The organism is Streptomyces sp. NPDC001796 (assembly GCF_042892355.1).
Taxonomy (GTDB): domain Bacteria; phylum Actinomycetota; class Actinomycetes; order Streptomycetales; family Streptomycetaceae; genus Streptomyces.
In genome coordinates, this window is the sequence record NZ_JBIAUC010000002.1 from 459818 (window position 1) to 484516 (window position 24699).

Here is a 24699-nt window from a genome sequence, read left to right on the forward strand (position 1 = left end):
CTGCCGTGAGCCGGCGCGTCATCGTCGTCACCGCTGTCCACGCCCCGTCGGCCCGGTTCCTGCCGGAGGCGTACAAGTCCCTGGGCGAACAGTGGCTCCCGGAGGACTGGGAGTGGCACTGGGTGATCCAGGAGGACGGGGAGACGGACGACGTCCGCCCGTACGTCCCGGACGACGAGCGCGTGACCTTCCGTCAGGGCCGGCCCGGCGGACCCGGCGTCGCCCGCACGATGGCCCTGGCGCACACCGACGGCGCGTACGTGAAGGTGCTGGACGCCGACGACCAGCTCCCGCCGGGCACCCTGGCCCGCGACCTGGCCGTCCTCGAAGCGGACCCCGCCCTGGGCTGGACCACGTCCCGCGCGCTGGACCTCCTGCCGGACGGTTCGACGGCCGGCTTCCCCGGCGATCCGGCGGACGGGCCGGTCGAACGCGGCGCGGTCCTCGACTACTGGAGGGCGAACGGCTTCCGCGCCCAGGTCCACCCGGCGACGCTCTGCGTCCGGCGCGATCTCCTGATGGCGCTGGGGGGCTGGATGGCGCTGCCGGCGTCCGAGGACACGGGCCTGCTGCTCGCGCTGAACGCCGTGAGCCGGGGCTGGTTCTCCCGGGAGGTGGGGCTGCTGTACCGGAAGTGGCAGGGACAGGCCACGGGCCAGGCATCGCATGTCGACCCCGCCGAGCGGGAGCGGCGCATGGCGGTCGTGGAGGCGAGGGCCAGGGCGTTGGCGTCCTGCGGCTGGCGGTACCCGAGCGCCGGAAGCCCGACCTGACCGCAGGCTCCTGCGCCCGGAAGAGCCGCCTGGGCCCAGGACCCTTGTGCCTGGAAGCGCCACCCGACCAGGCCCCGGATGCCCGGAAGCACCACCCGACCCACTCCCGCTGCCGGGGCGCGTCGCGTCAGGGCAGGGTCTCGGCGTCCACCCGGGAGAAGACCACATCGGTCTCCTCGACGACCGGACCCCGCAGGCGGACCGCGATCCCGGGCGTCCCGCTCAGCGCCCGCGGGTAGCTCTCGGCCGCGTAGTCGTTGGCCAGCCGGTAGGCGTGGAAGCCCGCATCGGCCATGGTGCTCATCAAGTCCTCGGCACGGTCGCCGAGTCGCGCCATGCGCTCGGGGGTCACCTCGACGGTGATCTCCGCGTCCGGCCGGAGCTTGTCCAGCACGGGCGCCAGTCCGCGGACGACGCCGCCCTCCGCGCCCTCGACGTCTATCTTGATCACGCGGGCGTTCGCGATCTCCTGCGGATCGAGCAGCTCCGGCAGCGGCAGGGCGTCGATCTCGAAGGTGGACTCGGCCGGCCCGTCGTACGGGACGATGCTGTTCGCGCCCATGTTGCGCGAGCTGGCGAGCACGAAGGTCAGCGTGGTGGGGGCGTCGGAGACTGCGGCGTTCACGGCCCGGATGTTCCGGCACCCGTTCAGCCGGGCCTGCTGCACCAGACGGTGGTGGAACGCCGGGGAGGCCTCGATCGCCACGACCCGTCCCCGGTCGCCGACGAGGTGTGAGGCCAGCACGCTGAAGACGCCGATGTTGGCCCCGACGTCGATGAATCCGTCTCCCGGCCTCAGCCGGCGCTGGATCCAGTGGGTCATGTGCGGCTCCCACACCCCGAAGAGATACAGGTACCGCTGGATCAGGTCCCGGGTGTCGACCGCGAACCGCGCACCGAAGCGCGTGTCGACGACCCGTCGGCGGGGGTGGTCCCGCAGATGCGGGTTCAGGAACCGCGCGGCCAGGGGCGCCTTGCCGAGCGAGCCCGGAGCATCCCGTACGTACCGGCGGCCCAGGGTGACCAGGACCTCCGCGACGGTGCTGCTCATCCGGTCCGCCTCTCTCTCCGTCCGCACAGAGGCAACCGTAGCGCTCCGCGCGCGGGGCGGTGACGGACCGAGGGGCCTGAAGCTTGGGCCTGGGGCCTGGGGTCGGGCCTGGGGCCTGAGGTCGGGCATGGGGCCTGGGACGTCCGGGGTTTGCGCCGGGCGTCGCGCGCCCGACGGACGTCAGACAGACGCCCCCTGGCCGCCGGCAGCGGCGAGCCAGTGGGCGACGCGACGCACCGTGGGCTCGTCGAGCCGCTTCACCAACTCCTGGAGCGCCGCCGTGTCCTCCTGCGTGAGGTCGTACAGCCCTGCCTTGCTCAGGCCGGCCATCAGGACCTGGTGGCGGCGGTCGGCCATGCGTTCGGCGAGCTTGCCCGGCTCCTCGCTGCTCCGGGCAGGGCGTGGCAGCGGTTGGGTGGCGGCCTTGCCCTCCGGCGTGTCGAACAGCTGCCAGGCGCCGTCCTTCGGACCCCACAACGCGACCGTCACGTCGTCCCCGCGCGCCCGCACGGTCTGGGTCATCTCACCGACCGCGTACAGCACGGCGGAGCGGTGGGGCGACTCCGCCGCCACCCGCCAGGAGGCCATGGACGGCTGGTGGTACATCGCGACCCACCGTGGGGTGCCCGGCGGCCGGGGACTCTGCGGACGTGTGTGCACTGCACCCACCCTTTCGGAAACGGTACGGCAGGGCAGACCGTAACTGACGGACCGTCAGTTAGCCAGGGGCGTGCGGCGGCGCACGGTGGCGATGGCGGCGGGCCGCGACACTCGGGCGGGAGCCGGGGGGTGTCTTCTCCGCGCCCCACCGTCCGGCACCGGTCCCTCCCCTCGTGGAGACCGGTGCCGAACCGGGTGGTGGCGTCGAGCCGAGCCGTACCGGCGCGGTCGAGGAAAGGCGGGGCGCGCCGCGGACCTGCGATGTCGCACGTCGTCTCGCCGAGCGCCGATCCGGTGGCCTGTCCGGGCACCGCGCGGTCGGTTCGCTCCCGCGCCGTGGATCCTGCCAGTTGATGCCTTCAGCGAGGAGATTCCGGTACGGTCCAGGCGACTTAACCGCAGGTCAGCCGTATAAGGTGAGTTTTCCGGTCCGGACGTCGGGTGCGGTGGAAGTAAGGGGTGGGGACCTTGAGTTCCGACTCGGGAGCACGCACGGCCTTCGCGGAACGTCTCGCCCTGCTGTACAAGGAGGCCGGCAACCCTCCCCTCAAACGCGTGGCGGAGGCGGTCGTCCGGTTGCAGCGGGTCGACGAACGAGGGCGCCCCGTGCGGGTGTCCGCGCAGCGGATCAGCGACTGGCGGCGGGCCAGGAACGTGCCCGCCCAGTTCGCCGCCCTCGCGGCGGTGCTGCACGTCCTGATCCCCGAAGCACGGCGCGCACGGCCCGCGCCGGTGTCCACCGGCCTGTACGACCTGGCCCAGTGGCAGCGTCTGTGGGAGCGCGCGGTGGCCGACCCGGTCGGCGACCGCCCCCAGGCGTCCGAGGAGGAGACGGAGGACGAGGACCGTTCGTCCGTCGATGCCCCGGCCGTCCCCGGTGGCGTGTGCCCGTACCGCGGGCTGGCTCCCTACCGCCAGGAGGACGCCCGGTGGTTCTTCGGCCGGGAACGGTGCACGGCCGCCCTCGTCGGTCAGCTCGAGGCGGCCGAGCGGACCGGAGGCCTGGTCATGCTCGTGGGCGCCTCGGGAGCGGGGAAGTCCTCCCTGCTGAACGCCGGTCTGGTGCCCGCCCTGCGCGGCGGCCGGGACCGGGACGTGCTGCAGCTCGTACCGGGCGGCGACCCCCTCGCGGAGCTGACCCGTCGGATCCCCGAACTCGCCCCGGTCCTGTCCGCCGAGAAGGAGGCGGAGGCGTACGAGCCCGGCACCGGGCGCTTCGAGCACGCGGTGCGGGCGGCCGTCGCGGCCTGGGCGGGGCGCGGGACGTCCCGCGCCGCCCGCCCGGTCCTCATCGTGGACCAGTTCGAGGAGGCGTTCACCCTCTGCCCGGACGAGGCCGACCGGCGCATGTTCGTCCGGATCCTGCACGCGGCGTGCTCGCCCGCCGCCCCCGGTGACCTCGCCCCCGTGCTCGTGGTCCTCGGCATACGCGCCGACTTCTACGAGCAGTGCCTCGGGCACCCTGAACTGGCCGACGCGCTGCAGCACCGGCACATGGTGCTCGGGCCGCTGACCACCGCGGAGCTGCGCGAAGCCGTGTCGGGCCCGGCCAAGGCCGTGGGGCTCGAACTCGAACCCGGGCTGGCGGAGCTGATCGTCCGGGAGGTGAGCGTCGACGGCCCGCGCGGGGCGCACGACGCGGGTGTGCTGCCCCTGCTCTCGCACGCCCTGCTCGCCACCTGGCAGCGGCGCAAGGCGGGCCGGCTGACACTGGTCGGCTACCGCGCGGCCGGCGGGATCCAGGGAGCGGTGGCGGCGACGGCCGAGCGGGCCTGGTCCGGTCTCGACCCGGCGGCCCGCACGGCCGCCCGTCTGCTCCTGCTCCGGCTGGTCCGGCTGGGCGAGGACACCCAGGCCACCCGCAGGCGGGGCACCCGGCGGCAACTGGCGGAGGAGTCGACGGACCCCGGCAAGACGGAGGAGTCGCTCGAAGCGCTGGTCCGCGCCCGATTGGTGACGCTCGACGCGGAGACCGTGGAGATCACCCATGAGGCGCTGCTCCACGCCTGGCCACGCCTGCGCGACTGGATCGAGGAGGACAGGAACGGGAACCTGCTGCGCCAGCGGCTGGAGGAGGACGGCAGGGCCTGGGAGGAATCCCACCGCGACAGCGCCCTGCTGTACCGGGGTTCTCGCCTGGAGCAGGCCCATGGCTGGGCGAAGTCCTCGGGCGACACCTTCCTCACCCGCAGCGCGGTGGAGTTCCTGGCCGCTTCGGTCCGGCTGCGCAAGCGCACCGTCCGGCTCCGGCGGGGAGCCGTGGCGGCGCTGGTCGTCCTGGCGCTGCTCGCGGTCGGTTCGTCGGTGGTCGCGTGGCAGCAGCGGGACGACGCGGTGTTCGAGCAGGTGGTCGCCGAAGCGGACCGGGTGCAGTACACCGATCCGTCGCTGTCCGCCCAGATCGACGTCGTGGCCCACCGCCTGCGACCGGACGACGAGGGCACCAACAGCCGGTTGATCTCCATCGTGAACGCGCCGCTGGCCACACCGCTGCTCGGCCACACCGGCGCCGTCTACCTGACCTCGTTCAGCCCGGACAGGCGGACCCTGGCCACCGCCAGCTACGACCGGACCGTCCGGCTGTGGGACGTCACGGACCCGGCGCGCCCGCGCCCCCTTGGCAAGCCCCTCAGGGGACACACGAGCTGGGTGAGCAGCGCGGTCTTCAGCCCGGACGGCCGCACCCTGGCCAGCGCCGGGGACGACGGCACGATCCGGCTGTGGGACGTCACCGACCCCCGGCACCCGCGCTCCCTGGGCGAGCCCCTGACCGGCCACGACGGCACGATCTTCCTGGCCGCCTTCAGCCCGGACGGGCATACGCTGGCCACCGCCGACGAGGATCACACCGTACGGCTGTGGAAGGTCACCGATCCCCGGCATCCGGTCCCGCTCACCAGGCTGACCGGCCACACCGACGCCGTACGGTCCATCGCGTTCAGCCCCGACGGGAAGACACTGGCGTCCGGTGGCGACGACACCACGGTCCGGCTGTGGGACGTCACCGACCCACGGAACCCGCACTCCCTCGGCCGGCCTCTGACCGGCCACACCCATACCGTGCACTCCGTCGCCTTCAGCCCGGACGGCAGGACCCTCGCCAGCGGCAGCGCGGACGACACCGTCCGGCTGTGGAACGTCATCGACCCACGGCACCCGAGCACCCTCGGTGAGCCCCTGACCGGGCACACCGGTCCGGTGTGGTCCGTGGCCTTCAGCCCGGACGGGTCCCTGATCGCCGCGGCCAGCGCGGACAGCACGGCGAGCCTGTGGAACGTGAGCAACCCGGCCTACCCCTCGCAGGTCGGCGAACCGCTCTCGGGCAGCAGCGGCGAGATGTACGCCCTCGGCTTCAGCCCCGACGGGCACACCCTCGCCACCGGCAGCGGCGACAGCAAGGTCCGGCTGTGGTCGATACGGAGGTCGGACATGATCGGCCGGATCGGGGCGTTCAGCCCGGACGGGCAGGTCCTCGCGACGGCCGCGGGCGACAGCAGGATCCGGCTGTGGAACGTGACGGACCCCGAGCGGCCCGTGGCACTGGGCAAGCCCTTCACGACCGGGGAGCGCGACCTGCGGTCGATGATGTTCTCGCCCGACGGCCGCACCCTCGCCGTCCTGACGGGGACCAGCAACACGGTCCAGCTGTGGAACGTCTCCGATCCCGCCCGTCCGGTCTCCCACGGCTCGCCCGTACCGCTGCGGACCCGGTACGCGGGCGCCGACGCGCTGGCGCTCAGCCCCGACGGACACACACTGGCCGTCGACCACGACGACCGCACCATCCAGCTGCTGGACATCACCGACCCGGCCCGCCCGCGCCGCCTGGGCGAACCCCTCACCGGCCACACCGGCTACGTCAACGCCCTCGCCTACAGCCCCGACGGCCACACCCTCGCCAGCGGCAGCGCCGACGGCACCGTACGGCTGTGGAACGTCACCGACCCCCGGCGCCCGCGACCGCTCGGCTCGCCGCTCACCGGGCATCTGGGTCCCATCAACACGCTCGCCTACAGCCCGGACGGCCACACGCTGGCCAGCGGCAGCGACGACGACACGGTCCGGCTGTGGAACGTCACCGACCCGCTCCGCACCACCCGGCTGGGCACCGCCCTCACCGGCCACACGGAGGCGGTCGTGTCGCTGACGTTCAGCCCGGACGGGCACCGGCTGGCCAGCGGTGGTAACGACAACACCGTACGGCTGTGGAACGTCACCGACCCCGACAAGGCCTCCCCCATCGGCCAGTCGATGAGCCCCAACGCCAAGACGGGCAACTTCCTCTCCTTCAGCCCCGCCAACCACCTGCTCGGGGTGTCGAGCGGCGCGGACACCGTCCGGCTGTGGAACCTGGACGTCGACCAGGCCGTCCGCCGCATCTGCTCGACCACCCGGGACGTTCTGACGCCGGAGAAATGGCGGGAGTACCTGCCCCGCCTCTCTTACGACCCCCCGTGCGACCGACAGTGATCCGGATCACAACCCCGGACCGCCGTCGAGCAGTCGCCTCCCGCCGCGCAAGTCACCTTGTTACCCTTGGCCATAGCCCGATCGCCGGTGCATCCCCCGTCGCCGGCGGTCGGGCCTTTCCATGCCCTGACGCCGCCGACGGCCCGAGGCGATCAGCCGATGCCAGCCGCAGGAGTGCCGTCCGCGGCGGTACCTCCCCCTGTCACTCGTCTGCTCCCCGTCGGGGACGACGGGGGAGCAGCTGTGCGCCGAAGCTGGACCTGACACAGGACCGGCGTGCACGCGCTGCCCGAGCAGGGAGAAGGCACCTCGGATGTCACACCACACCGCGCCGGTGCCGGGATCGGCCTGGGTGGCCAGGTGGGTGGGAGCTCTGCTGTCCCTCGCCGTGGCCGCCATCCATGTCGTGGACCAAGGCGGCATCACGGTGACGAGGGACTCCTACTACCTCGGCGTCGCGTACCACGTCCTGGAGATCGCGGCCGTGGTCACCGCCGCGCTGCTCCTCGTCGGCTTCGTCCGACCGGGACGGCTGCTGGCAGCCGGTGTCGCCGTCGGCCCGCTCCTGGGCTACATCCTCTCCAGGGGCCCGGGACCGCCCGACTACGGCGACGACATCGGCAACTGGACCGAACCGCTCGGGCTGCTCAGCCTGGCCGTCGAAGGAGCCCTGCTCCTGCTGTCGGTACCGCTCTTCGCGAAAAGCCCGCGCCCCAGACCGTCGGCGCCAAAAGACCCCCGGCCCCAGGGGACCGGAGGTCTTCGTGCTGGTGGGGCTAACAGGATTTGAACCTGTGGCCTCATCCTTATCAGGGATGCGCTCTAACCAACTGAGCTATAGCCCCGCCGCGCTCTGCGGTGTGTCTCCCGCGCGCTGACCCCTGAAGATTAGCGCACCAGGTGGGAAGTCCCAAAATCGATACCCGGTAGGCGGTCTCCCCAGCCTCCGCGAGAGCGCGAAGGCGGTGTCTACTCGTCCTCCGCCAGCGTCAGTTCGATGCCGCCCACGAAACCGGCCGACAGGTTGTAGATGAAGGCGCCGAGCGTCGCGAGGGCCGTCGCCAGGACGACGTCGATGACCGCGATGATCGTGGTGAACATCAGGACGTGCGGCAGGGACAGGAACGCCTGCAGGTCGAAGCCGTTCGACTCGTTCGAGCCGGTGGCCTCCGAGATCGTGCCGCCGACCGTGGAGAAGACGCCCATCGCGTCCATGACCATCCACAGCACGGCAGAGGCCACGATCGTGCAGATGCCGAGTGCGATGGAGAGCAGGAAGCTGACCTTCATCACCGACCACGGGTCGGCCTTGGCCACGCGCAGGCGTGCCTTGCGGGTGCGGGGCATCGTGCCCGCCCCGGTGCGGGGGCGGCGTACGGCACCGGCCGGGGCCTGCGGCTGGTAGGCCTGCGGCGGGTGGTAGGGGCCCTCGGGCTGCTGCCGGCGCTCTCCGGGCAGCGGCGACGCCCCCGGCTGTGCGCCGGGGGCGGGCTGCGCGGCGCCGGCGGCGGCCGAGCCGGAGCCGGGCTTCTGCTGCGGGCCGGGCGAGGGCGAGTCGGTCGCGGGCGGCTTGATCGCCTTCAGATTCGTCGTGTGCGGATCTGTCGCCCCCGCGGCGGAGCCACGGCCTCCGCCGTCCGTGTCCATACCGGTCGATCCGGCGCCCGTGGCTCCGCTCACGCTGACTCACTCCTCGTGCTACTCGGCCGAGGGCGCCTCACCCTCGTCCGTGCCGGTGGTCGCGGCACCTTCTGCGGTCTCGTCCACGGCCACGTCGCCGTCGACTTCCTCCGCCTCGCGTCCCGCCTCGGCGTTACGTGCGATGCCGACCACCGCATCGCGCTTGCCCAGGTTGATCAGTTGGACGCCCATGGTGTCACGGCCCGTCTCCCTGATCTCATTGACCCGCGTACGGATCACACCGCCGGACAGTGTGATGGCGAGGATCTCGTCGGTCTCCTCGACCACCAGCGCGCCGACGAGCGAACCGCGGTCCTCCACGATCTTGGCGGCCTTGATGCCGAGGCCGCCGCGGCCCTGGACGCGGTACTCGTCGACGGCGGTCCGCTTCGCGTACCCACCGTCGGTGGCAGTGAACACGAACGTACCGGGTCGAACAACATTCATCGAGAGGAGTTCGTCACCCTCGCGGAAACTCATGCCCTTGACACCCGAGGTGGCGCGGCCCATCGGGCGCAGGGACTCGTCGGTCGCCGTGAACCGGATCGACTGTGCCTTCTTACTGATCAGAAGCAGATCATCGTCGGGCGAGACCAGTTCGGCCCCGATCAGTTCGTCATCGGAACCGTCCGCCGTCTCACGGAGGTTGATCGCGATGACACCGCCGGAGCGGGGCGAATCGTAATCCTTCAGAGGCGTCTTCTTGACCAGGCCGGACTTGGTGGCCAGCACCAGGTACGGCGCGGCCTCGTAGTCGCGGATAGCGAGGATCTCGGCGATCGCCTCGTCCGGCTGGAAGGCCAGCAGGTTCGCCACGTGCTGGCCGCGCGCGTCCCGGCCGGCCTCCGGCAGCTCGTAGGCCTTGGCGCGGTAGACGCGGCCCTTGTTGGTGAAGAACAGCAGCCAGTGGTGCGTCGTCGACACGAAGAAGTGGTCGACGATGTCGTCTTCCTTGAGCTTCGTGCCGCGCACACCCTTGCCGCCGCGCTTCTGGGCGCGGTAGTCGTCGGTCTTGGTGCGCTTGATGTAGCCGCCGCGGGTGACCGTGACGACGATGTCCTCCTCGGCGATCAGGTCCTCGATGGACATGTCGCCCTCGTACGGGATCAGCTTGGTCTTCCGGTCGTCGCCGTACTTCTCGACGATCGCGGCCAGCTCCTCGCTGACGATGCCGCGCTGGCGGACCGGGGAGGCGAGGATCGCGTTGTACTCGTTGATCTTCGCCTGGAGTTCGTCGTGCTCCTGGACGATCTTCTGGCGCTCCAGGGCGGCCAGGCGCCGCAGCTGCATCTCGAGGATGGCGTTGGCCTGGATGTCGTCGATCTCGAGCAGGCTCATCAGGCCCTCACGCGCGATCTCGACGGTCTGGCTGCTCCGGATCAGGGCGATGACCTCGTCGATGGCGTCCAGGGCCTTCAGCAGGCCGCGCAGGATGTGCGCCCGCTCCTCGGCCTTGCGCAGCCGGAAGCGGGTACGGCGGACGATGACCTCGATCTGGTGCGTCACCCAGTGGCGGATGAACGCGTCCAGCGACAGCGTGCGCGGCACGCCGTCGACGAGCGCCAGCATGTTGGCGCCGAAGTTGGTCTGCAGGTCGGTGTGCTTGTAGAGGTTGTTCAGCACGACCTTGGCGACCGCGTCCCGCTTCAGCACGATGACCAGGCGCTGGCCGGTGCGCGACGACGTCTCGTCGCGGACGTCCGCGATGCCGCCGATCTTGCCGTCCTTCACCAGGTCGGCGATCTTCTGCGCCAGGTTGTCCGGGTTGACCTGGTAGGGCAGCTCGGTGACCACCAGGCACTGGCGGTTCTGGATCTCCTCGACCTCGACGACCGCGCGCATGGTGATCGAGCCGCGGCCCGTGCGGTAGGCCTCCTCGATGCCCTTGCGGCCGACCACCAGGGCGCCGGTCGGGAAGTCCGGGCCCTTGATGCGCTCGATGAGGGCGTCGAGCAGCTCCTCGTGCGAGGCCTCCGGGTTCTCCAGGTACCACTGGGCGCCGGCCGCCACCTCGCGCAGGTTGTGCGGCGGGATGTTGGTCGCCATGCCGACCGCGATACCGGCCGAGCCGTTGATCAGCAGGTTCGGGAAGCGGGCCGGAAGGACCGTCGGCTCCTGGGAGCGGCCGTCGTAGTTGTCCGTGAAGTCGACGGTCTCCTCGTCGATGTCACGGACCATCTCCATGGACAGCGGCGCCATCTTGCACTCGGTGTAGCGCATCGCCGCCGCCGGGTCGTTGCCCGGGGAGCCGAAGTTGCCGTTGGAGTCCACCAGCGGCATCCGCATCGACCACGGCTGCGCGAGGCGGACCAGCGCGTCGTAGATCGAGGAGTCGCCGTGCGGGTGGTAGTTGCCCATGACGTCGCCGACGACACGGGCGCACTTGTAGAAGCCGCGGTCGGGGCGGTAGCCGCCGTCGTACATCGCGTACAGCACACGGCGGTGGACGGGCTTGAGGCCGTCCCGGACGTCGGGCAGCGCGCGGGACACGATGACGGACATCGCGTAGTCCAGGTACGAGCGCTGCATCTCCGTCTCGAGCCCGACGGGCTCGACGCGCAGGCCGCTCTCGCCGCCCTCTTCAGGCGTCACAGGCATGTTCTCGTCGGTCATTGCTGGTGAGGATCCTTCCTGGTGCGGTCAGCTGAGACCGACTCAGATGTCGAGGAAGCGGACGTCCTTGGCGTTGCGCTGGATGAACGCGCGCCGCGCCTCGACGTCCTCGCCCATCAGGACCGAGAACAGGTCGTCGGCCTGGGCGGCGTCGTCGAGGGTGACCTGGCCGAGTACGCGGTGCTCCTGGTCCATCGTGGTCACGCGCAGCTCCTCGGCGTTCATCTCGCCGAGGCCCTTGAAGCGCTGGATGGAGTCCTCGCGGACCCGCTTGCCGCGCTGGCGGCCCATCTCGATCAGCGCGTCGCGCTCGCGGTCCGAGTAGGCGTACTCCACGTCGTCCCGGCCCCACTTGATCTTGTACAGCGGGGGACGGGAGAGGTACACGTGCCCGGCCTCGACCAGCGGCCGCATGAAGCGGAACAGGAAGGTCAGCAGCAGTGTGCTGATGTGCTGGCCGTCGACGTCGGCGTCCGCCATCAGGATGATCTTGTGGTAGCGGAGCTTCTCGATGTCGAAGTCCTCGTGCACGCCCGTGCCGAAGGCCGAGATCAGCGCCTGGATCTCCTGGTTCTGCAGGATCTTGTCGATCCTGGCCTTCTCCACGTTGAGGATCTTGCCGCGGATCGGGAGGATCGCCTGGTACTGCGGGTTGCGGCCGGACTTGGCCGAGCCGCCGGCGGAGTCGCCCTCGACGATGAAGATCTCGCACTTGGTCGGGTCGTTCGACTGGCAGTCGGCGAGCTTGCCCGGCAGGGACGCCGTCTCCAGCAGGCCCTTGCGGCGGGTCAGGTCGCGGGCCTTGCGGGCCGCCACGCGCGCGGTGGCCGCCTGGATGGCCTTGCGGACGATGTCCGCGGCCTCGTTCGGGTTGCGGTCCAGCCAGTCGTTGAGGTGCTCGTAGACCGCCTTCTGCACGAAGGTCTTGGCCTCCGTGTTGCCCAGCTTGGTCTTGGTCTGGCCCTCGAACTGCGGTTCGCTCAACTTGACCGAGATGATCGCGGTCAGACCCTCGCGGATGTCGTCACCCGTGAGGTTGTCGTCCTTGTCGCGCAGCAGCTTCTTGTCGCGCGCGTACTTGTTGACCAGCGAGGTCAGCGCGGCACGGAAGCCCTCCTCGTGCGTACCGCCCTCGTGGGTGTGGATGATGTTCGCGAAGGAGTACACGCCCTCGCTGTAGCCGCTGTTCCACTGCATCGCGACCTCGAGGGACAGGCTCTTGTCCCGGTCCTCGGCCTCGAGGTCGATCACGGTGGGGTGCACCACGTCTCCCTTGCGGGAGTTGAGGTACTTCACGAAGTCGACGATGCCGCCCTCGTAGTGGTACGTGACGGACTTGACCTCGTCCTTCTCGTCGGCGCCCGCCTCGTCCGCCCCGGCGGTGGCCTTCGCCGACTCGCGCTCATCAGTGAGTTTGATCGTCAAACCCTTGTTGAGGAACGCCATCTCCTGGAAACGCCGCGACAGCGTCTCGAAGGAGTATTCGGTGGTCTCGAAGATGTCCGGGTCCGCCCAGAACGTGACCGAGGTGCCGGTCTCCTCGGTCGCCTCGTGCTTGGCGAGTGGGGCCGTCGGCACGCCCATCTTGTAGTCCTGCGTCCAGCGGTGACCGTCGGTCTTCACCTCGACCGAGACCTTGGACGACAGGGCGTTCACCACGGAGACACCCACACCGTGCAGTCCGCCGGAGACCGCGTAACCGCCGCCTCCGAACTTGCCGCCCGCGTGCAGCACGGTCAGCACGACCTCGACGGCCGGCTTCCCCTCGGAGGGCACGATGCCCACCGGGATGCCACGGCCGTTGTCGACGACACGCACACCGCCGTCGGCCAGGATCGTCACGTCGATGGTGTCCGCGTGCCCGGCCAGCGCCTCGTCGACGGAGTTGTCGACCACCTCGTACACAAGGTGGTGCAGGCCGCGCTCCCCGGTCGAACCGATGTACATACCGGGTCGCTTGCGGACCGCGTCCAGACCCTCGAGCACGGTGATGGCACTGGCGTCGTACGAGGCCGTGACCTCCCCGTTCGAGGAAGTCGCCGGGCCGTTCGCGCCCGCGTCGGTGGACGGGATGTTCTCGTTGGGGTTGCCGGAATCGGCCACGAAGCGCCCTTTCTGGCACTGGCACAGCACGAGCCGGGCTCCTGGAGGTGCCCCCTCTGGGGGAGGGTTGCCGGAGCGGCTGCGGCATGTTGCGTTGGTCAAGCCCTGATCAGCGTTGCTCAGCTTTTCCCGGACGGTCCCCGTTCGGGGCGGGATTGTCCTCCAGTCTACCGGTAGCGCCGACAGTGATGGGGGTTTGCCGGTACCTGAGTCCGCATGTGCCGCCCTCAACCGGTCTCGCCCGACTCCCCATATGCGGAGCGGGGCTCCAAGAGGCTCTGAGCGGCACTCAGCGCTTCCGGCTGTCAACCCTTGGCTACGTGCGAGTAAGACCCGGTGTTCGCGAAGGCGTGCGGGCGCACCGAAAGAGCCGTCGCCCCCTGCCGTCGACGGATTTATATGATGTCTGTCACCCGTAGGTATCGCCCGGGCCTGAGCTCCCAGGGGCACGCAAAGGGCCGTAGCGGCGGGCGGGACCGCCGGGGCCCTGGACCTTGATCAGCCGGACCGTGCCGTGCCCCAGGTCCTCGTTGAGCCGCGCCACCAGTTGCGGCGCCAGCAGCCGCAGCTGCGTCGCCCACGCCGTGGAGTCGCACCGTACGACCAGGACCCGCTCGTCCTCGTCGTACGTCTGCGGAACGCAGTGCCGGGCGAGGTCCTCGCCGACGATCTGCGGCCAGCGGCCCATGACACCGCCCACCGCGGCCGGCGTCTCCCAGCCGCGCTCGGTGATCAGCCGGTTGATCGCCGCACCGAGTGGCATGGGGTCGCGCCGGTCGCCGCGCGCGCCGGAGCGCAGACCACCGCTCCGCGCCTGCCTCTTCTGCTGCGCCGCCTCCCCCCGCGCGCGTGCCTGCTCCTTCGCGGCCCGCAGCGCCACGCGCGCGAGGTCCACGCCGGACAGCTCCGGTGTCTTCTTCGAGGTGGGCTCGTCGGTGCTCATGCGCGCTCCACGGTGCCGTCGGACACGGAGTACCGCGTCCCCGTCAGTACGTCCGGTACGTCGTCGTCGACCGCGGCGGTCACCAGGACCTGCTCCCCGGGCGCCACCAGCTCCGCCAGCCGCTCGCGCCGGCGGCTGTCCAGCTCGGCGAAGACGTCGTCGAGGACGAGCACCGGCTCGTTGCCCTCCGCGCGCAGCAGGTCGTACGACGCCAGGCGCAGCGCCAGCGCGTACGACCAGGACTCGCCGTGGGACGCGTACCCCTTCGCGGGCAGCTGACCGAGCTTGAGCAGCAGGTCGTCCCGGTGCGGGCCGACCAGGGTGACGCCGCGTTCGATCTCCTGTTTGCGGGCGTCGGCGAGCGCCGCCATCAGCTGCTCGTACAGCGCCTCACGCGTGTGAGCCTCGCCGGGCGCGGACGGCTTGTACTCCAGGGCGACCGGACCTCCGCCGGGCGCCAGTTGCTCGTACGCCTTGTCGGCGAGCGGCTGGATCGCCGCGATCAGATCGAGGCGCTGGGCGAGCAGTTCGGCGCCCGCGCGCGCGAGGTGCTGGTCCCAGACGTCGAGGGTGGACAGGTCCATCGAGCGGCCGCCGTGACGGCGGGCCAGCGCGGCCGACTTCAGCAGGGTGTTGCGCTGCTTGAGGACCCGGTCGTAGTCGGAGCGGACGCCGGCCATGCGCGGGGAGCGCGCGGTGATCAGCTCGTCCAGGAAACGGCGGCGCTCGCCCGGGTCGCCCTTGACCAGCGCCAGGTCCTCGGGCGCGAACAGCACCGTCCGTACGATGCCGAGTACGTCCCGCGGCCTGACCTGCGACGACCGGTTGATACGGGCACGGTTGGCCTTGCCGGGGTTCAGCTCCAGCTCGACCAGCTGCTGCCTCTCGCCCTGGCGGACGGCGGCCCGGATGATCGCGCGCTCGGCACCCATGCGGACGAGGGGGGCGTCGGAGGAGACGCGGTGGCTGCCGAGGGTGGCGAGGTAGCCGACCGCCTCCACGAGGTTCGTCTTGCCCTGGCCGTTGGGGCCGACGAAGGCGGTGACGCCCGGGTCGAGCGGGACTTCGACCCGGGCGTACGAGCGGAAGTCGGCCAGCGACAGATGCGTGACGTGCATGGTCGTTCGCCGACCTCCCCCAGGGTTGTGGACCGCCGTGCGGTCCTGCGGACTACTTCTTCTCCACGGCGTGGCCGCCGAACTGGTTGCGCAGCGCGGCGATCATCTTCATCTGCGGCGAGTCCTCCTGCCGGGAGCTGAAGCGGGCGAAGAGGGACGCCGTGATCGCCGGGAGCGGGACGGCGTTGTCGATGGCAGCCTCGACGGTCCAGCGGCCCTCGCCGGAGTCCTCGGCGTAGCCGCGAAGCTTGTCCAGGTGCTCGTCCTCGTCCAGGGCGTTGACCGCGAGGTCGAGCAGCCAGGAGCGGATGACGGTGCCCTCCTGCCAGGAGCGGAAGACCTCGCGGACGTTGTCCACGGACTTGATCTTCTCCAGCAGTTCCCAGCCCTCGGCGTAGGCCTGCATCATGGCGTACTCGATGCCGTTGTGGACCATCTTCGAGAAGTGGCCGGCACCGACCCTGCCCGCGTGGACCGAGCCGTACGGCCCCTCCGGCTTGAGCGCGTCGAAGATCGGCTGCACCTTGGCGATGTTCTCGGGGTCGCCGCCGTACATCAGGGCATAGCCGTTCTGCAGGCCCCACACACCGCCGGAGACGCCGCAGTCGACGAAGCCGATGCCCTTGACGCCTAGTTCGGCGGCGTGCTTCTCGTCGTCCGTCCAGCGGGAGTTGCCGCCGTCCACGACGACGTCACCGGGCTCGAGGAGCTCGGCCAGCTCGTCGATCGTCGACTGGGTCGGGGCACCGGCCGGGACCATCACCCAGACCACACGCGGACCCTTCAGCTTGCCCACAAGCTCTTCGAGGCTGTGGACATCGGCGAGGTCCGGGTTGCGGTCGTATCCGATGACGGTGTGGCCCGCGCGGCGTATCCGCTCGCGCATGTTGCCGCCCATCTTGCCGAGGCCGACGAGACCGAGCTCCATCAGTTGTTCCTTAGGTCGCTGTGTGGCGTGTGGGGCACGTTCGTACCCATGCCCGAGCCTAAACCCGGACGGTCACGCACAGCTGTGGGCATACGCGCTCATACGTGGTCCCACCTGCGGCTTCCCCCTGGGACCCGTCGTCCACCGGACCCCAGGGGACTGTGGACGACCGTCAGCCGCTGAGGCGCACCGGCATGATCAGGTACTTGTACGCCTGGTCCGCCTCGGCGTCCATGGCCGGCTTGCCGCCCAGCAGCGCGGGCTTGGTGGACGTCGTGAAGGACAGCTGGGCCACCGGGGAGTCGATCGCGCTCAGGCCGTCCAGCAGGAAGGTCGGGTTGAAGGCGATCGAGATGTCGTCGCCCTCCAGATTGGCGTCGACCCTTTCCACAGCCTGTGCGTCGTCGCTGGAACCGGCCTCCAGGATCAGTACGCCCTGCTCGAAGCTCAGCCGCACCGGGGTGTTGCGCTCGGCGACCAGCGCCACGCGCTTGACGGCCTCCACGAAGGGGGCGGTCTCCAGGGTGGCGACCGAGTTGAACTCCGTCGGGAACAGCGTGCGGTACTTCGGCAGGTCGCCCTCCAGGAGGCGGGTCGTCGTCCGCCGCCCGGCACCCTCGAAACCGATCAGGCCCTCACCCGCGCCCGAGCCGGACAGCGCCAGGGTCACGCTGTCGCCGCTGGTCAGCGCCTTGGCGGTGTCCAGGAGCGTCTTGGCGGGCACCAGGGCGACCGCGGACGCCTCCGGGTTCTCCGGCTTCCACAGGAACTCGCGGACCGCGAAGCGGTAGCGGTCGGTGGAGGCCAGCGTGACCGTGTCGCCCTCGATCTCGATACGCACACCGGTCAGTACGGGCAGCGTGTCGTCACGGCCGGCGGCGATCGCGACCTGCTGCACGGCGGAGGCGAAGACCTCGCCGGGGACCGTGCCCGTCGCGTTCGGCATCTGCGGCAGCGCCGGGTACTCCTCCACAGGCAGTGTGTGCAGGGTGAACCGGGAGGACCCGCACACCACCGTCGCCCGTACACCGTCTGTGGAAATCTCCACCGGACGGTTGGGGAGGGCGCGGGAGATGTCGGCAAGAAGGCGGCCGGAGACGAGGACCGTGCCCTCCTCCTCGACCTCGGCCTCCACCGACACACGTGCGGAGACCTCGTAGTCGAAGCTGGACAGGCTCAGCTGGCCGTCCTCGGCCCTCAGCAGCAGGCCGGCGAGGACAGGCGCCGGCGGACGGGCCGGGAGGCTGCGCGCCGCCCAGGCCACTGCCTCCGCGAGTACGTCGCGTTCCACCCGGATCTTCACCGTAAGCCGCCTCCTGCTGTTGCCGGCGCTCTCGCCCTGCTGGCCTTCGTCGTCTGACTCGGTGTCGTGGGTCCCGGCGAGGGGAAGGACACCGGGGACCAGTCTGACGCACCCCGCTGACAGTAGGTGCCTCTCGGGGTCAAGTCGTGACGAGGGGCAGTCGGGAGCCGGAGGGCGAGTTGTGCACAGACCCCGCTTCCAAGCGAATTTCCCGGTCTCTCTAGTCGGGAGTAGTAGTAGGGCCTGTGGAAACCGTGGATAACCCCGTTGTCCCAGGTCGGAGGCGGAATTTTGTCCACGGGGCCTGTGGGCGCAGCCCGTGGACAACCTGGGGTCTCTGTGGAGAACGGAAAGTTCTGCACATCCCGTGCACAGCCTCGGGGCACTTCTCCCCAGTGCCGTCCCCAGTTTTACCCACCTTTCCCACAGGGCAACCCAGCACCTTGATGTGACGGCTTTCACTCCCGTCGGTGAGCAGGCGCGCCGCGTTGCCGAACAGTGGACAGGACTGTGGAGAAGCTGGGGATCACTGGGGACAACCCGCCTCGGCCTGTGGGTTGCCGGTGGACAACTCCGTGCACAGCCTGTGGATCTTCTCCTCGTCCACAGTCTGTGGAGACTCTCCGTCCACGAATCCACAAGCCCGTGAGCTGGCCTGATGCTTCTTCCCCAGCACTCCCTGTGGACGCGATCTGGACAACTCCGCAGTCCCCAGGATGTGGACGGAAGAAAGTCACCGAATCTGTGGAGGGTGGCCGTAACGCGGCAGCTAATCGAACAGCGGGTGTCCTGAGGCGTCTGGTGGTCGGGGACGCGGGAGGAGCAGGACCGGAACGCAAAGGCGCCCCGGGGCCTTGCCCCAGGGCGCCTGCGGAGGCGGATGACCGTCCGCGTCGGCTGTGGTGAGCGCGCCGGCCGTGGCGAGCGCGTCAGCGGTGGCGACCGCGCCGGCCGTGGCGAGCGCGTCAGCGGTGGCGACCGCGCCGGCCGTGGCGAGCGCGTCAGCGGTGGCGACCGCGTCAGCCGTTCTTGATGCGGTTCGTCAGCTCCGTCACCTGGTTGTAGATGGAGCGCCGCTCGGCCATCAGCGCGCGGATCTTGCGGTCGGCGTGCATGACCGTCGTGTGGTCGCGGCCCCCGAACTGCGCGCCGATCTTCGGCAGCGACAGATCGGTCAGCTCACGGCACAGGTACATCGCGATCTGCCGCGCGGTCACCAGGGCGCGACCGCGTGAGGTGCCGCACAGGTCCTCCACCGTCAGCCCGAAGTAGGCGGCGGTGGCGGCCATGATGGCGGTCGCGGTGATCTCGGGTGCCGTGTCCTCGCCGCCCGGGATCAGGTCCTTGAGCACGATCTCCGTCAGGCCCAGGTCCACGGGCTGCCGGTTGAGCGACGCGAACGCCGTCACCCGGATCAGCGCGCCCTCCAGCTCGCGGATGTTGCGCGAGATGCGGGAGGCGATGAACTCCAGCACCTCCGGCGGCGCGTTCAGCTGCTCTTGGACCGCCTTCTTGCGCAGGATCGCGATGCGCGTCTCCAGCTCGGGCGGCTGGACGTCGGTGATCAGCCCCCACTCGAAGCGGTTGCGCAGCCGGTCCTCCAGGGTGACCAGCTGCTTGGGCGGCCGGTCCGAGGACAGCACGATCTGCTTGTTGGCGTTGTGGAGTGTGTTGAACGTGTGGAAGAACTCCTCCTGCGTCGACTCCTTCTGCGCCAGGAACTGGATGTCGTCGACGAGCAGGATGTCCATGTCGCGGTAGCGCTTGCGGAAGGCATCCGCCTTGCCGTCGCGGATGGAGTTGATGAACTCGTTGGTGAACTCCTCGGAGCTCACGTACCGAACGCGCGTGCCGGGGTACAGGCTGCGCGCGTAGTGCCCGATCGCGTGCAGCAGGTGCGTCTTGCCGAGCCCGGACTCCCCGTAGATGAACAGGGGGTTGTAGGCCTTGGCCGGTGCCTCGGCGACGGCGACGGCGGCGGCGTGCGCGAAGCGGTTGGAGGCACCGATCACGAACGTGTCGAAGAGGTACTTGGGGTTCAGGCGCGCGGTGGGCTCGCCCGGCCCGGTCGCCGGCGCGGGCTGCGCGGCCAGCGGGCCGGGGGCGCCGGTCGTGGGCAGGTTCGGGCCGACCGGGCCCCCTCTGTGCACGTGGCCGTTGCCGGAGGGCGGCTCCGGTAGTTCGCGGCGGTCGGGCCGCTGCTGGTCGTAGTCGGGGCGTCCGCTGTCGTAGTCCGGGCGCCCACTTTCGTAGTCCGGGCGTCCGCTGTCGTAGTCGGGGCGTCCGCCGTCGTAATCCGAGCGCTGCTGCTCGTAGGGCGAGCGGTCCAGCGACTGCGTGCGGTAGTCCGGTGTCGCGTACGGGTCGCGCTCGGGGAAGCCGAGGCGCTGCTGCTGCCAGCCGTAGTCGTCCTGGGCGGGGCGCGGCCATGCGCCGGGCTCCGGGCGCTGGTACTCGCCCGGGTACGCGGGCCGGGCCGCCGGGAGCTGGTTGGCGCGGGCGGGCGGGAGCTGGTCACCGGGACGCTGCTCGGGGCGGCCGGCGCGATGATCGCGGTGGTCGCGGTGGTCGTCCGCGCGGTGGCGGCCGTACCCCTCGTAGCCGCTGCCGTCATATGCGTCGCGCCCCTGGGGAGAGGGCAGCTCGGGCTCCTCGTAGCGCGACTGGGCGGGCGGGGCGGGCGGCTCACCCGCGGAGTCGTCGACGGTGATCGCGATGCGGATCGGGCGGCCGCACTCACGGCTCAGCGTCTCGCTGACGATCGGCGCGAGCCGGCCCTCGAGGACACCCTTCGCGAACTCGTTCGGAACGGCGAGCAGGGCGGTGTCGGCCACCAGCGCCAGCGGCTGGCAGCGCCTGATCCAGTGCTCGTCCTTCGCCTCGACGCCCGGCCCGTGGCCCTCACCGAGGAGCTGCTCGAGTACTCGCGGCCATACTGCGGCAAGATCGGCGGGTACGTCAGCCACAGGGCACGCTCTCTCACAGGTCCCACGAACGTCTGGTTGCGGGACGGGTCGGGATGTGAATCGGTTCGGTCAGGTCGGGGGCAAAACTGCTCGGGCAGCGATAAAGGAACGAATCGGAGTCCAGTCACGGTAGTCAGGGCGGCCCGTGCGGTTCAAGTTGTTGTCCCCAGCCTGTGGACAAGTGTCCCCGACCGGCCACCGGTTTGACCGGATGGCGCAGCCCCGCGTACCGTAACCAGGTCGAGTTGTCGATGGCTGCTGCCGCCTGCCTCCGATGGGCACAGATCACGTATCAGTGTGCCGACCAGGGCACATTTCGGTGATCGGGAAGCGGTGCACTCGGGCGTAACGCGAGCTACTCGTGGGCGCACGGTGACAGCCAGGTGACACCCCGCCACCCACCGAATCATTACTGGAGCCCCCGAGTGAGCAAGCGCACCTTCCAGCCGAACAACCGTCGTCGCGCGAAGACCCACGGCTTCCGGCTGCGTATGCGCACCCGTGCCGGCCGCGCCATCCTGGCGTCCCGCCGCAGCAAGGGTCGCGCCCGCCTGTCCGCCTGATCGCGTACAGGTCATGACGTGCTGCCTACCGAGCATCGGCTGAGGCGGCGCGAGGACTTCGCGACCGCGGTACGCCGAGGACGCCGGGCCGGACGCCCGCTTCTCGTCGTCCACCTTCGTAGCGGTGCCACGGACCCGCACGCGCCTGGGGAGAGCGCTCCCCCGACGCGTGCGGGTTTCGTCGTGAGCAAGGCTGTGGGTGGAGCGGTCGTTCGCAACAAGGTGAAGCGCAGGCTTCGCCATCTGATGCGTGACCGAGTGGCCCTGGTGCCCCCCGGTAGCCTGGTAGTCGTACGAGCGCTGCCCGGTGCGGGTGACGCCGACCATGCACAGCTGGCCCGAGACCTGGATGCCGCTCTCCAGCGGCTGCTGGGAGGAGGGGGCACGCGATGAAGTACCCGCTGCTGGCTCTGATCAAGCTGTACCAGTGGACGATCAGTCCACTGCTCGGGCCCGTGTGCAAGTACTACCCGTCGTGTTCCCACTACGGCTACACGGCCATCGACCGGCACGGTGCGATCAAGGGGACGGCACTGACCGCCTGGCGCATCCTGCGGTGCAATCCGTGGTCGCTCGGCGGTGTGGACCATGTCCCGCCGCGCAAGCGTCCGCGGTGGCACGAAATGCTGCGTGACGCCTGGCGCACACGCAAGGGCGGGCCCTCCGCCGCCGAACCGGCCACCGAGGAGAATCTCCCCTCGAGCCCGGCCGCAGAGACCTCGTCCCATGCCCAAGGAGCATGATTAGTGGACACGATTGCCAGCCTCTTCAGCTTCATCACCACACCCGTTTCCTGGGTCATCGTCCAGTTCCACAAGGTGTATGGCGCGATCTTCGGCGCCGACACGGGCTGGGCCTGGGGCCTGTCCATCGTGTCCCTGGTGATCCTTATCCGTATCTGCCTGATCCCGCTCTTCGTGAAGCAGATCAAGGCGACCCGGGCCATGCAGACGCTCCAGCCCGAGATGAAGAAGATCCAGGAGCGCTACAAGAACGACAAGCAGCGTCAGTCCGAAGAGATGATGAAGCTGTACAAGGAGTCGGGCACCAACCCGCTCTCCTCGTGCCTTCCCATCCTGGCGCAGTCTCCGTTCTTCTTCGCCCTCTACCACGTGCTCAACGGCATCGCGACGGGCAAGACGATCGGTGTCATCAATGACACGCTGCTTGCCAGCGCCCGTAAGGCGCACATCTTCGGCGCCCCGCTGGCCGCGAAGTTCACAGACGGCTCGGGCAAGGTCGCCCAGCTCGGTGCCTCGCTGACCGACGTCCGGGTCGTCACCGCGGTCATGATCGTCCTGATGTCGGCGTCGCAGTTCTACACGCAGCGCCAGCTGATGACCAAGAACGTCGACACGACGGTGAAGACGCCGTTCATGCAGCAGCAGAAGATGCTGATGTACGTCTTCCCGGTCATGTTCGCCGTCTTCGGCATCAACTTCCCGGTCGGTGTCCTCGTCTACTGGCTGACCACCAACGTGTGGACCATGGGCCAGCAGATGTACGTCATCCACAACAACCCGACCCCGGGTTCCAAGGCCCAGGCGGCCTACCTGGAGCGCCTGAGCAATCACGTCACGCACCACGGCAAGATCCGTCGTCGCAGCGAGAAGACCATCGTCAAGGCGATCGTCGCCAAGGGCCGGGACCGCAACGAGTTCGAGCGCAAGTTCATCAACGCTCTGAACAAGGCCGGCCTCGCGGCCCAGCCCGACGGCACCGTGGTGAAGAGCGAGGTCACGGCCGTCGCCACCGCCGAGGACGGTACGACGGTCGCCGGTGCCGCCGCCCCGAAGCGTCAGCAGCCCAAGCGGCAGAGCAAGGCACAGCGCCAGTCCGGTGCTGTCAAGCCGGCCGGGGGCTCCGAGCCGACGACCTCCTCGCCGTCGCTGGACAAGGCCGATGAGCCGCAGGACGCCAAGCCGGCCGGTGCCGCCAAGAAGGCGGCGCAGCAGCCCGGCAGTGGCACCCGTAGCCGGGCCCAGTCCGGCCAGCGCAAGGGTCCGCAGCGGCCCAAGTCCCCGTCCAAGAAGTAAGAAGGAGTCCATCCCGTGACGGAAGGCACCACCTCCGCCGCTGCCGAGGGTGCAGACACCCTGACCCGCCTGGAGCAGGAGGGTGAGATCGCGGCGGACTACCTCGAGGGTCTGCTGGACATCGCCGATCTCGACGGCGACATCGACATGGACGTCGAGGGCGACCGCGCGTCCGTCTCGATCATCAGCGACACGGGCAGCCGTGACCTGCAGAAGCTGGTCGGCCGTGACGGTGAGGTGCTGGAGGCGCTCCAGGAGCTCACGCGCCTGGCCGTGCACCGGGAGACCGGCGACCGCAGCCGCCTGATGCTCGACATCGCGGGCTTCCGGGCCAAGAAGCGCGCCGAGCTCTCGGAACTCGGTGCCAAGGCGGCGGCCGAGGCCAAGAGCACCGGGGAGCCCGTGAAGCTCAAGCCGATGACGCCGTTCGAGCGCAAGGTGGTGCACGACGCGGTCAAGTCCGCGGGCCTGCGCAGCGAGTCCGAGGGCGAGGAGCCACAGCGCTTCGTCGTCGTGCTGCCCGCCTGAATCGGTCCGTACGTCTCTCCGGCCCCGTCTGTAGCGCAGGCGGGGCCGAACTTTGTCAGCCTGGTAGTTCTGGTGATCGGCGCTGGTCGCGCTGATGCGGTACGGAAGGACGGTCCCCGTGACGGAGGCAGCGGAGCTCCCCCCTGCGCCCGAAAAGGCACGTGACGTATTCGGTGATCGCTTCGCGGATGCGGTCCGGTACGCCGAATTGCTGGCAGAGGCGGGCGTGCAACGAGGGCTGATCGGCCCGCGCGAGGTGCCCCGCCTGTGGGAGAGGCACCTGCTGAACTGCGCGGTCCTTTCGGAGGTCGTCCCCGAAGGAGTGACGGTGTGCGACGTCGGCTCGGGTGCCGGCCTGCCCGGTATTCCCCTGGCGCTCGTTCGGGACGACCTGAAGATCACGCTGCTCGAGCCGCTGCTGCGGCGGACCAATTTCCTCACCGAGGTCGTCGAGCTGCTCGGCCTGGATCATGTGACCGTGGTTCGTGGTCGCGCCGAGGAAGTCATGGGCAAGATTCCACCGGTCCATGTCGTGACCGCGCGGGCGGTGGCTCCGCTGGATCGTCTGGCCACCTGGGGCATCCCCCTGCTGCGTCCCTACGGGGAGATGCTGGCGCTCAAGGGCGACACCGCGGAAGAGGAACTGAAGAGTGCGGCCACCGCTCTGGCCAAGCTCGGTGCGGTCGAGACGTCCATCCTCCATGTAGGGGAGGGCATCGTGGACCCGCTGTCGACCGTGGTGCGGGTCGAGGTCGGGGAGAGCCCCGGTGGGGTGCGATTCGCGGCCAAGCGGGCCAAGGCGGCCCGGACGGGGCGGGCACGCCGACGTCGTTGATCTGGCGATTGTCTGATCTGCTCTGAGTCTGGGCCGTACGCCACACAAGCTGCCAAACCTGCGCATCTCGGAGTGTCGCGGAGGCCTGACCGCGGCTGCTGTGCATCGTGTTTCACGTGAAACGTCGCT

General features: G+C 69.9%; 19 protein-coding genes and 1 tRNA gene. 9 read left to right on the plus strand and 11 right to left on the minus strand.

Annotated elements, in window-relative coordinates:
• The first annotated feature begins 5 nt into the window (after positions 1 to 5).
• Positions 6 to 773 carry a glycosyltransferase family 2 protein gene (locus ACFYZE_RS05615; protein WP_388989011.1) on the plus strand — a complete coding sequence of 256 codons (768 nt, stop codon included), beginning with the start codon at positions 6 to 8 and terminating at the stop codon, positions 771 to 773.
• Between the two features lie 127 nt (positions 774 to 900).
• On the opposite strand, the gene ACFYZE_RS05620 is transcribed toward ACFYZE_RS05615, so the two are convergent.
• Positions 901 to 1824, minus strand: a complete 924-nt coding sequence (locus ACFYZE_RS05620) for an FkbM family methyltransferase (protein WP_388989013.1) — start codon at positions 1822 to 1824, stop codon at positions 901 to 903.
• 180 nt (positions 1825 to 2004) lie between these two features.
• Complete coding sequence (locus ACFYZE_RS05625) at positions 2005 to 2430, minus strand: hypothetical protein (protein ID WP_388989016.1); 426 nt, start codon at positions 2428 to 2430, stop codon at positions 2005 to 2007.
• 513 nt (positions 2431 to 2943) lie between these two features.
• On the opposite strand from ACFYZE_RS05625, the gene ACFYZE_RS05630 reads away from it, so the two are divergent.
• A complete protein-coding gene (locus tag ACFYZE_RS05630) occupies positions 2944 to 6954 on the plus strand; it encodes a hypothetical protein (RefSeq protein ID WP_388989019.1) in 4011 nt (1336 codons plus the stop codon).
• Positions 6955 to 7267: 313 nt separating this feature from the next.
• Complete coding sequence (locus ACFYZE_RS05635) at positions 7268 to 7744, plus strand: hypothetical protein (protein ID WP_388989021.1); 477 nt, start codon at positions 7268 to 7270, stop codon at positions 7742 to 7744.
• Here the strand turns inward: ACFYZE_RS05635 and ACFYZE_RS05640 are convergent.
• The 9 genes from ACFYZE_RS05640 to dnaA all read right to left on the minus strand — a co-directional run bounded on the left by ACFYZE_RS05640 (position 7723) and on the right by dnaA (position 20608).
• Positions 7723 to 7799 (minus strand) — tRNA-Ile (locus ACFYZE_RS05640). The genes ACFYZE_RS05635 and ACFYZE_RS05640 overlap by 22 nt on opposite strands.
• Positions 7800 to 7923: 124 nt before the next feature.
• Positions 7924 to 8634, minus strand: coding sequence for a DUF3566 domain-containing protein (locus ACFYZE_RS05645; protein ID WP_388989024.1), 711 nt, complete (start codon positions 8632 to 8634; stop codon positions 7924 to 7926).
• An 18-nt stretch (positions 8635 to 8652) separates the two neighbouring features.
• On the minus strand, positions 8653 to 11247 hold the full coding sequence (gene gyrA / locus ACFYZE_RS05650; protein ID WP_388989027.1) for a DNA gyrase subunit A: 2595 nt from the start codon (positions 11245 to 11247) through the stop codon (positions 8653 to 8655).
• 42 nt (positions 11248 to 11289) lie between these two features.
• Complete coding sequence (gene gyrB, locus ACFYZE_RS05655) at positions 11290 to 13350, minus strand: DNA topoisomerase (ATP-hydrolyzing) subunit B (RefSeq protein ID WP_388989030.1); 2061 nt, start codon at positions 13348 to 13350, stop codon at positions 11290 to 11292.
• Positions 13351 to 13759: 409 nt separating this feature from the next.
• Positions 13760 to 14293 (minus strand): DUF721 domain-containing protein, encoded by a 534-nt coding sequence (locus tag ACFYZE_RS05660; protein ID WP_388989032.1) that lies wholly within the window; start codon positions 14291 to 14293, stop codon positions 13760 to 13762.
• Entirely contained in the window at positions 14290 to 15411 is a 1122-nt protein-coding gene (recF, locus tag ACFYZE_RS05665; protein ID WP_388989036.1) for a DNA replication/repair protein RecF, read from the minus strand. The genes ACFYZE_RS05660 and recF overlap by 4 nt, the downstream gene beginning before the upstream one ends.
• Positions 15412 to 15463: 52 nt before the next feature.
• On the minus strand, positions 15464 to 16339 hold the full coding sequence (gnd, locus tag ACFYZE_RS05670) for a phosphogluconate dehydrogenase (NAD(+)-dependent, decarboxylating) (RefSeq protein WP_388989040.1): 876 nt from the start codon (positions 16337 to 16339) through the stop codon (positions 15464 to 15466).
• 172 nt (positions 16340 to 16511) lie between these two features.
• Positions 16512 to 17642 carry a DNA polymerase III subunit beta gene (dnaN, locus tag ACFYZE_RS05675; RefSeq protein ID WP_388989043.1) on the minus strand — a complete coding sequence of 377 codons (1131 nt, stop codon included), beginning with the start codon at positions 17640 to 17642 and terminating at the stop codon, positions 16512 to 16514.
• Positions 17643 to 18661: 1019 nt separating this feature from the next.
• Entirely contained in the window at positions 18662 to 20608 is a 1947-nt protein-coding gene (gene dnaA / locus ACFYZE_RS05680; RefSeq protein ID WP_388989046.1) for a chromosomal replication initiator protein DnaA, read from the minus strand.
• A 425-nt stretch (positions 20609 to 21033) separates the two neighbouring features.
• Here dnaA and rpmH point away from each other — a divergent pair, with 425 nt between their 5' ends.
• The 6 genes from rpmH to rsmG all read left to right on the plus strand — a co-directional run bounded on the left by rpmH (position 21034) and on the right by rsmG (position 24570).
• On the plus strand, positions 21034 to 21171 hold the full coding sequence (gene rpmH / locus ACFYZE_RS05685) for a 50S ribosomal protein L34 (protein WP_003956500.1): 138 nt from the start codon (positions 21034 to 21036) through the stop codon (positions 21169 to 21171).
• Positions 21172 to 21189: 18 nt separating this feature from the next.
• A complete protein-coding gene (rnpA, locus tag ACFYZE_RS05690) occupies positions 21190 to 21564 on the plus strand; it encodes a ribonuclease P protein component (protein ID WP_388989049.1) in 375 nt (124 codons plus the stop codon).
• Positions 21561 to 21914: a membrane protein insertion efficiency factor YidD gene (gene yidD, locus ACFYZE_RS05695; protein WP_388989052.1), complete on the plus strand. Its 354-nt coding sequence runs from the start codon at positions 21561 to 21563 to the stop codon at positions 21912 to 21914. The genes rnpA and yidD overlap by 4 nt, the downstream gene beginning before the upstream one ends.
• A gap of 3 nt (positions 21915 to 21917) precedes the next feature.
• Positions 21918 to 23207, plus strand: a complete 1290-nt coding sequence (gene yidC, locus ACFYZE_RS05700; protein ID WP_388989055.1) for a membrane protein insertase YidC — start codon at positions 21918 to 21920, stop codon at positions 23205 to 23207.
• A gap of 15 nt (positions 23208 to 23222) precedes the next feature.
• Positions 23223 to 23735: a protein jag gene (locus ACFYZE_RS05705; RefSeq protein ID WP_388989058.1), complete on the plus strand. Its 513-nt coding sequence runs from the start codon at positions 23223 to 23225 to the stop codon at positions 23733 to 23735.
• Between the two features lie 118 nt (positions 23736 to 23853).
• Positions 23854 to 24570, plus strand: a complete 717-nt coding sequence (gene rsmG / locus ACFYZE_RS05710; protein ID WP_103837291.1) for a 16S rRNA (guanine(527)-N(7))-methyltransferase RsmG — start codon at positions 23854 to 23856, stop codon at positions 24568 to 24570.
• Positions 24571 to 24699 lie beyond the last annotated feature (129 nt).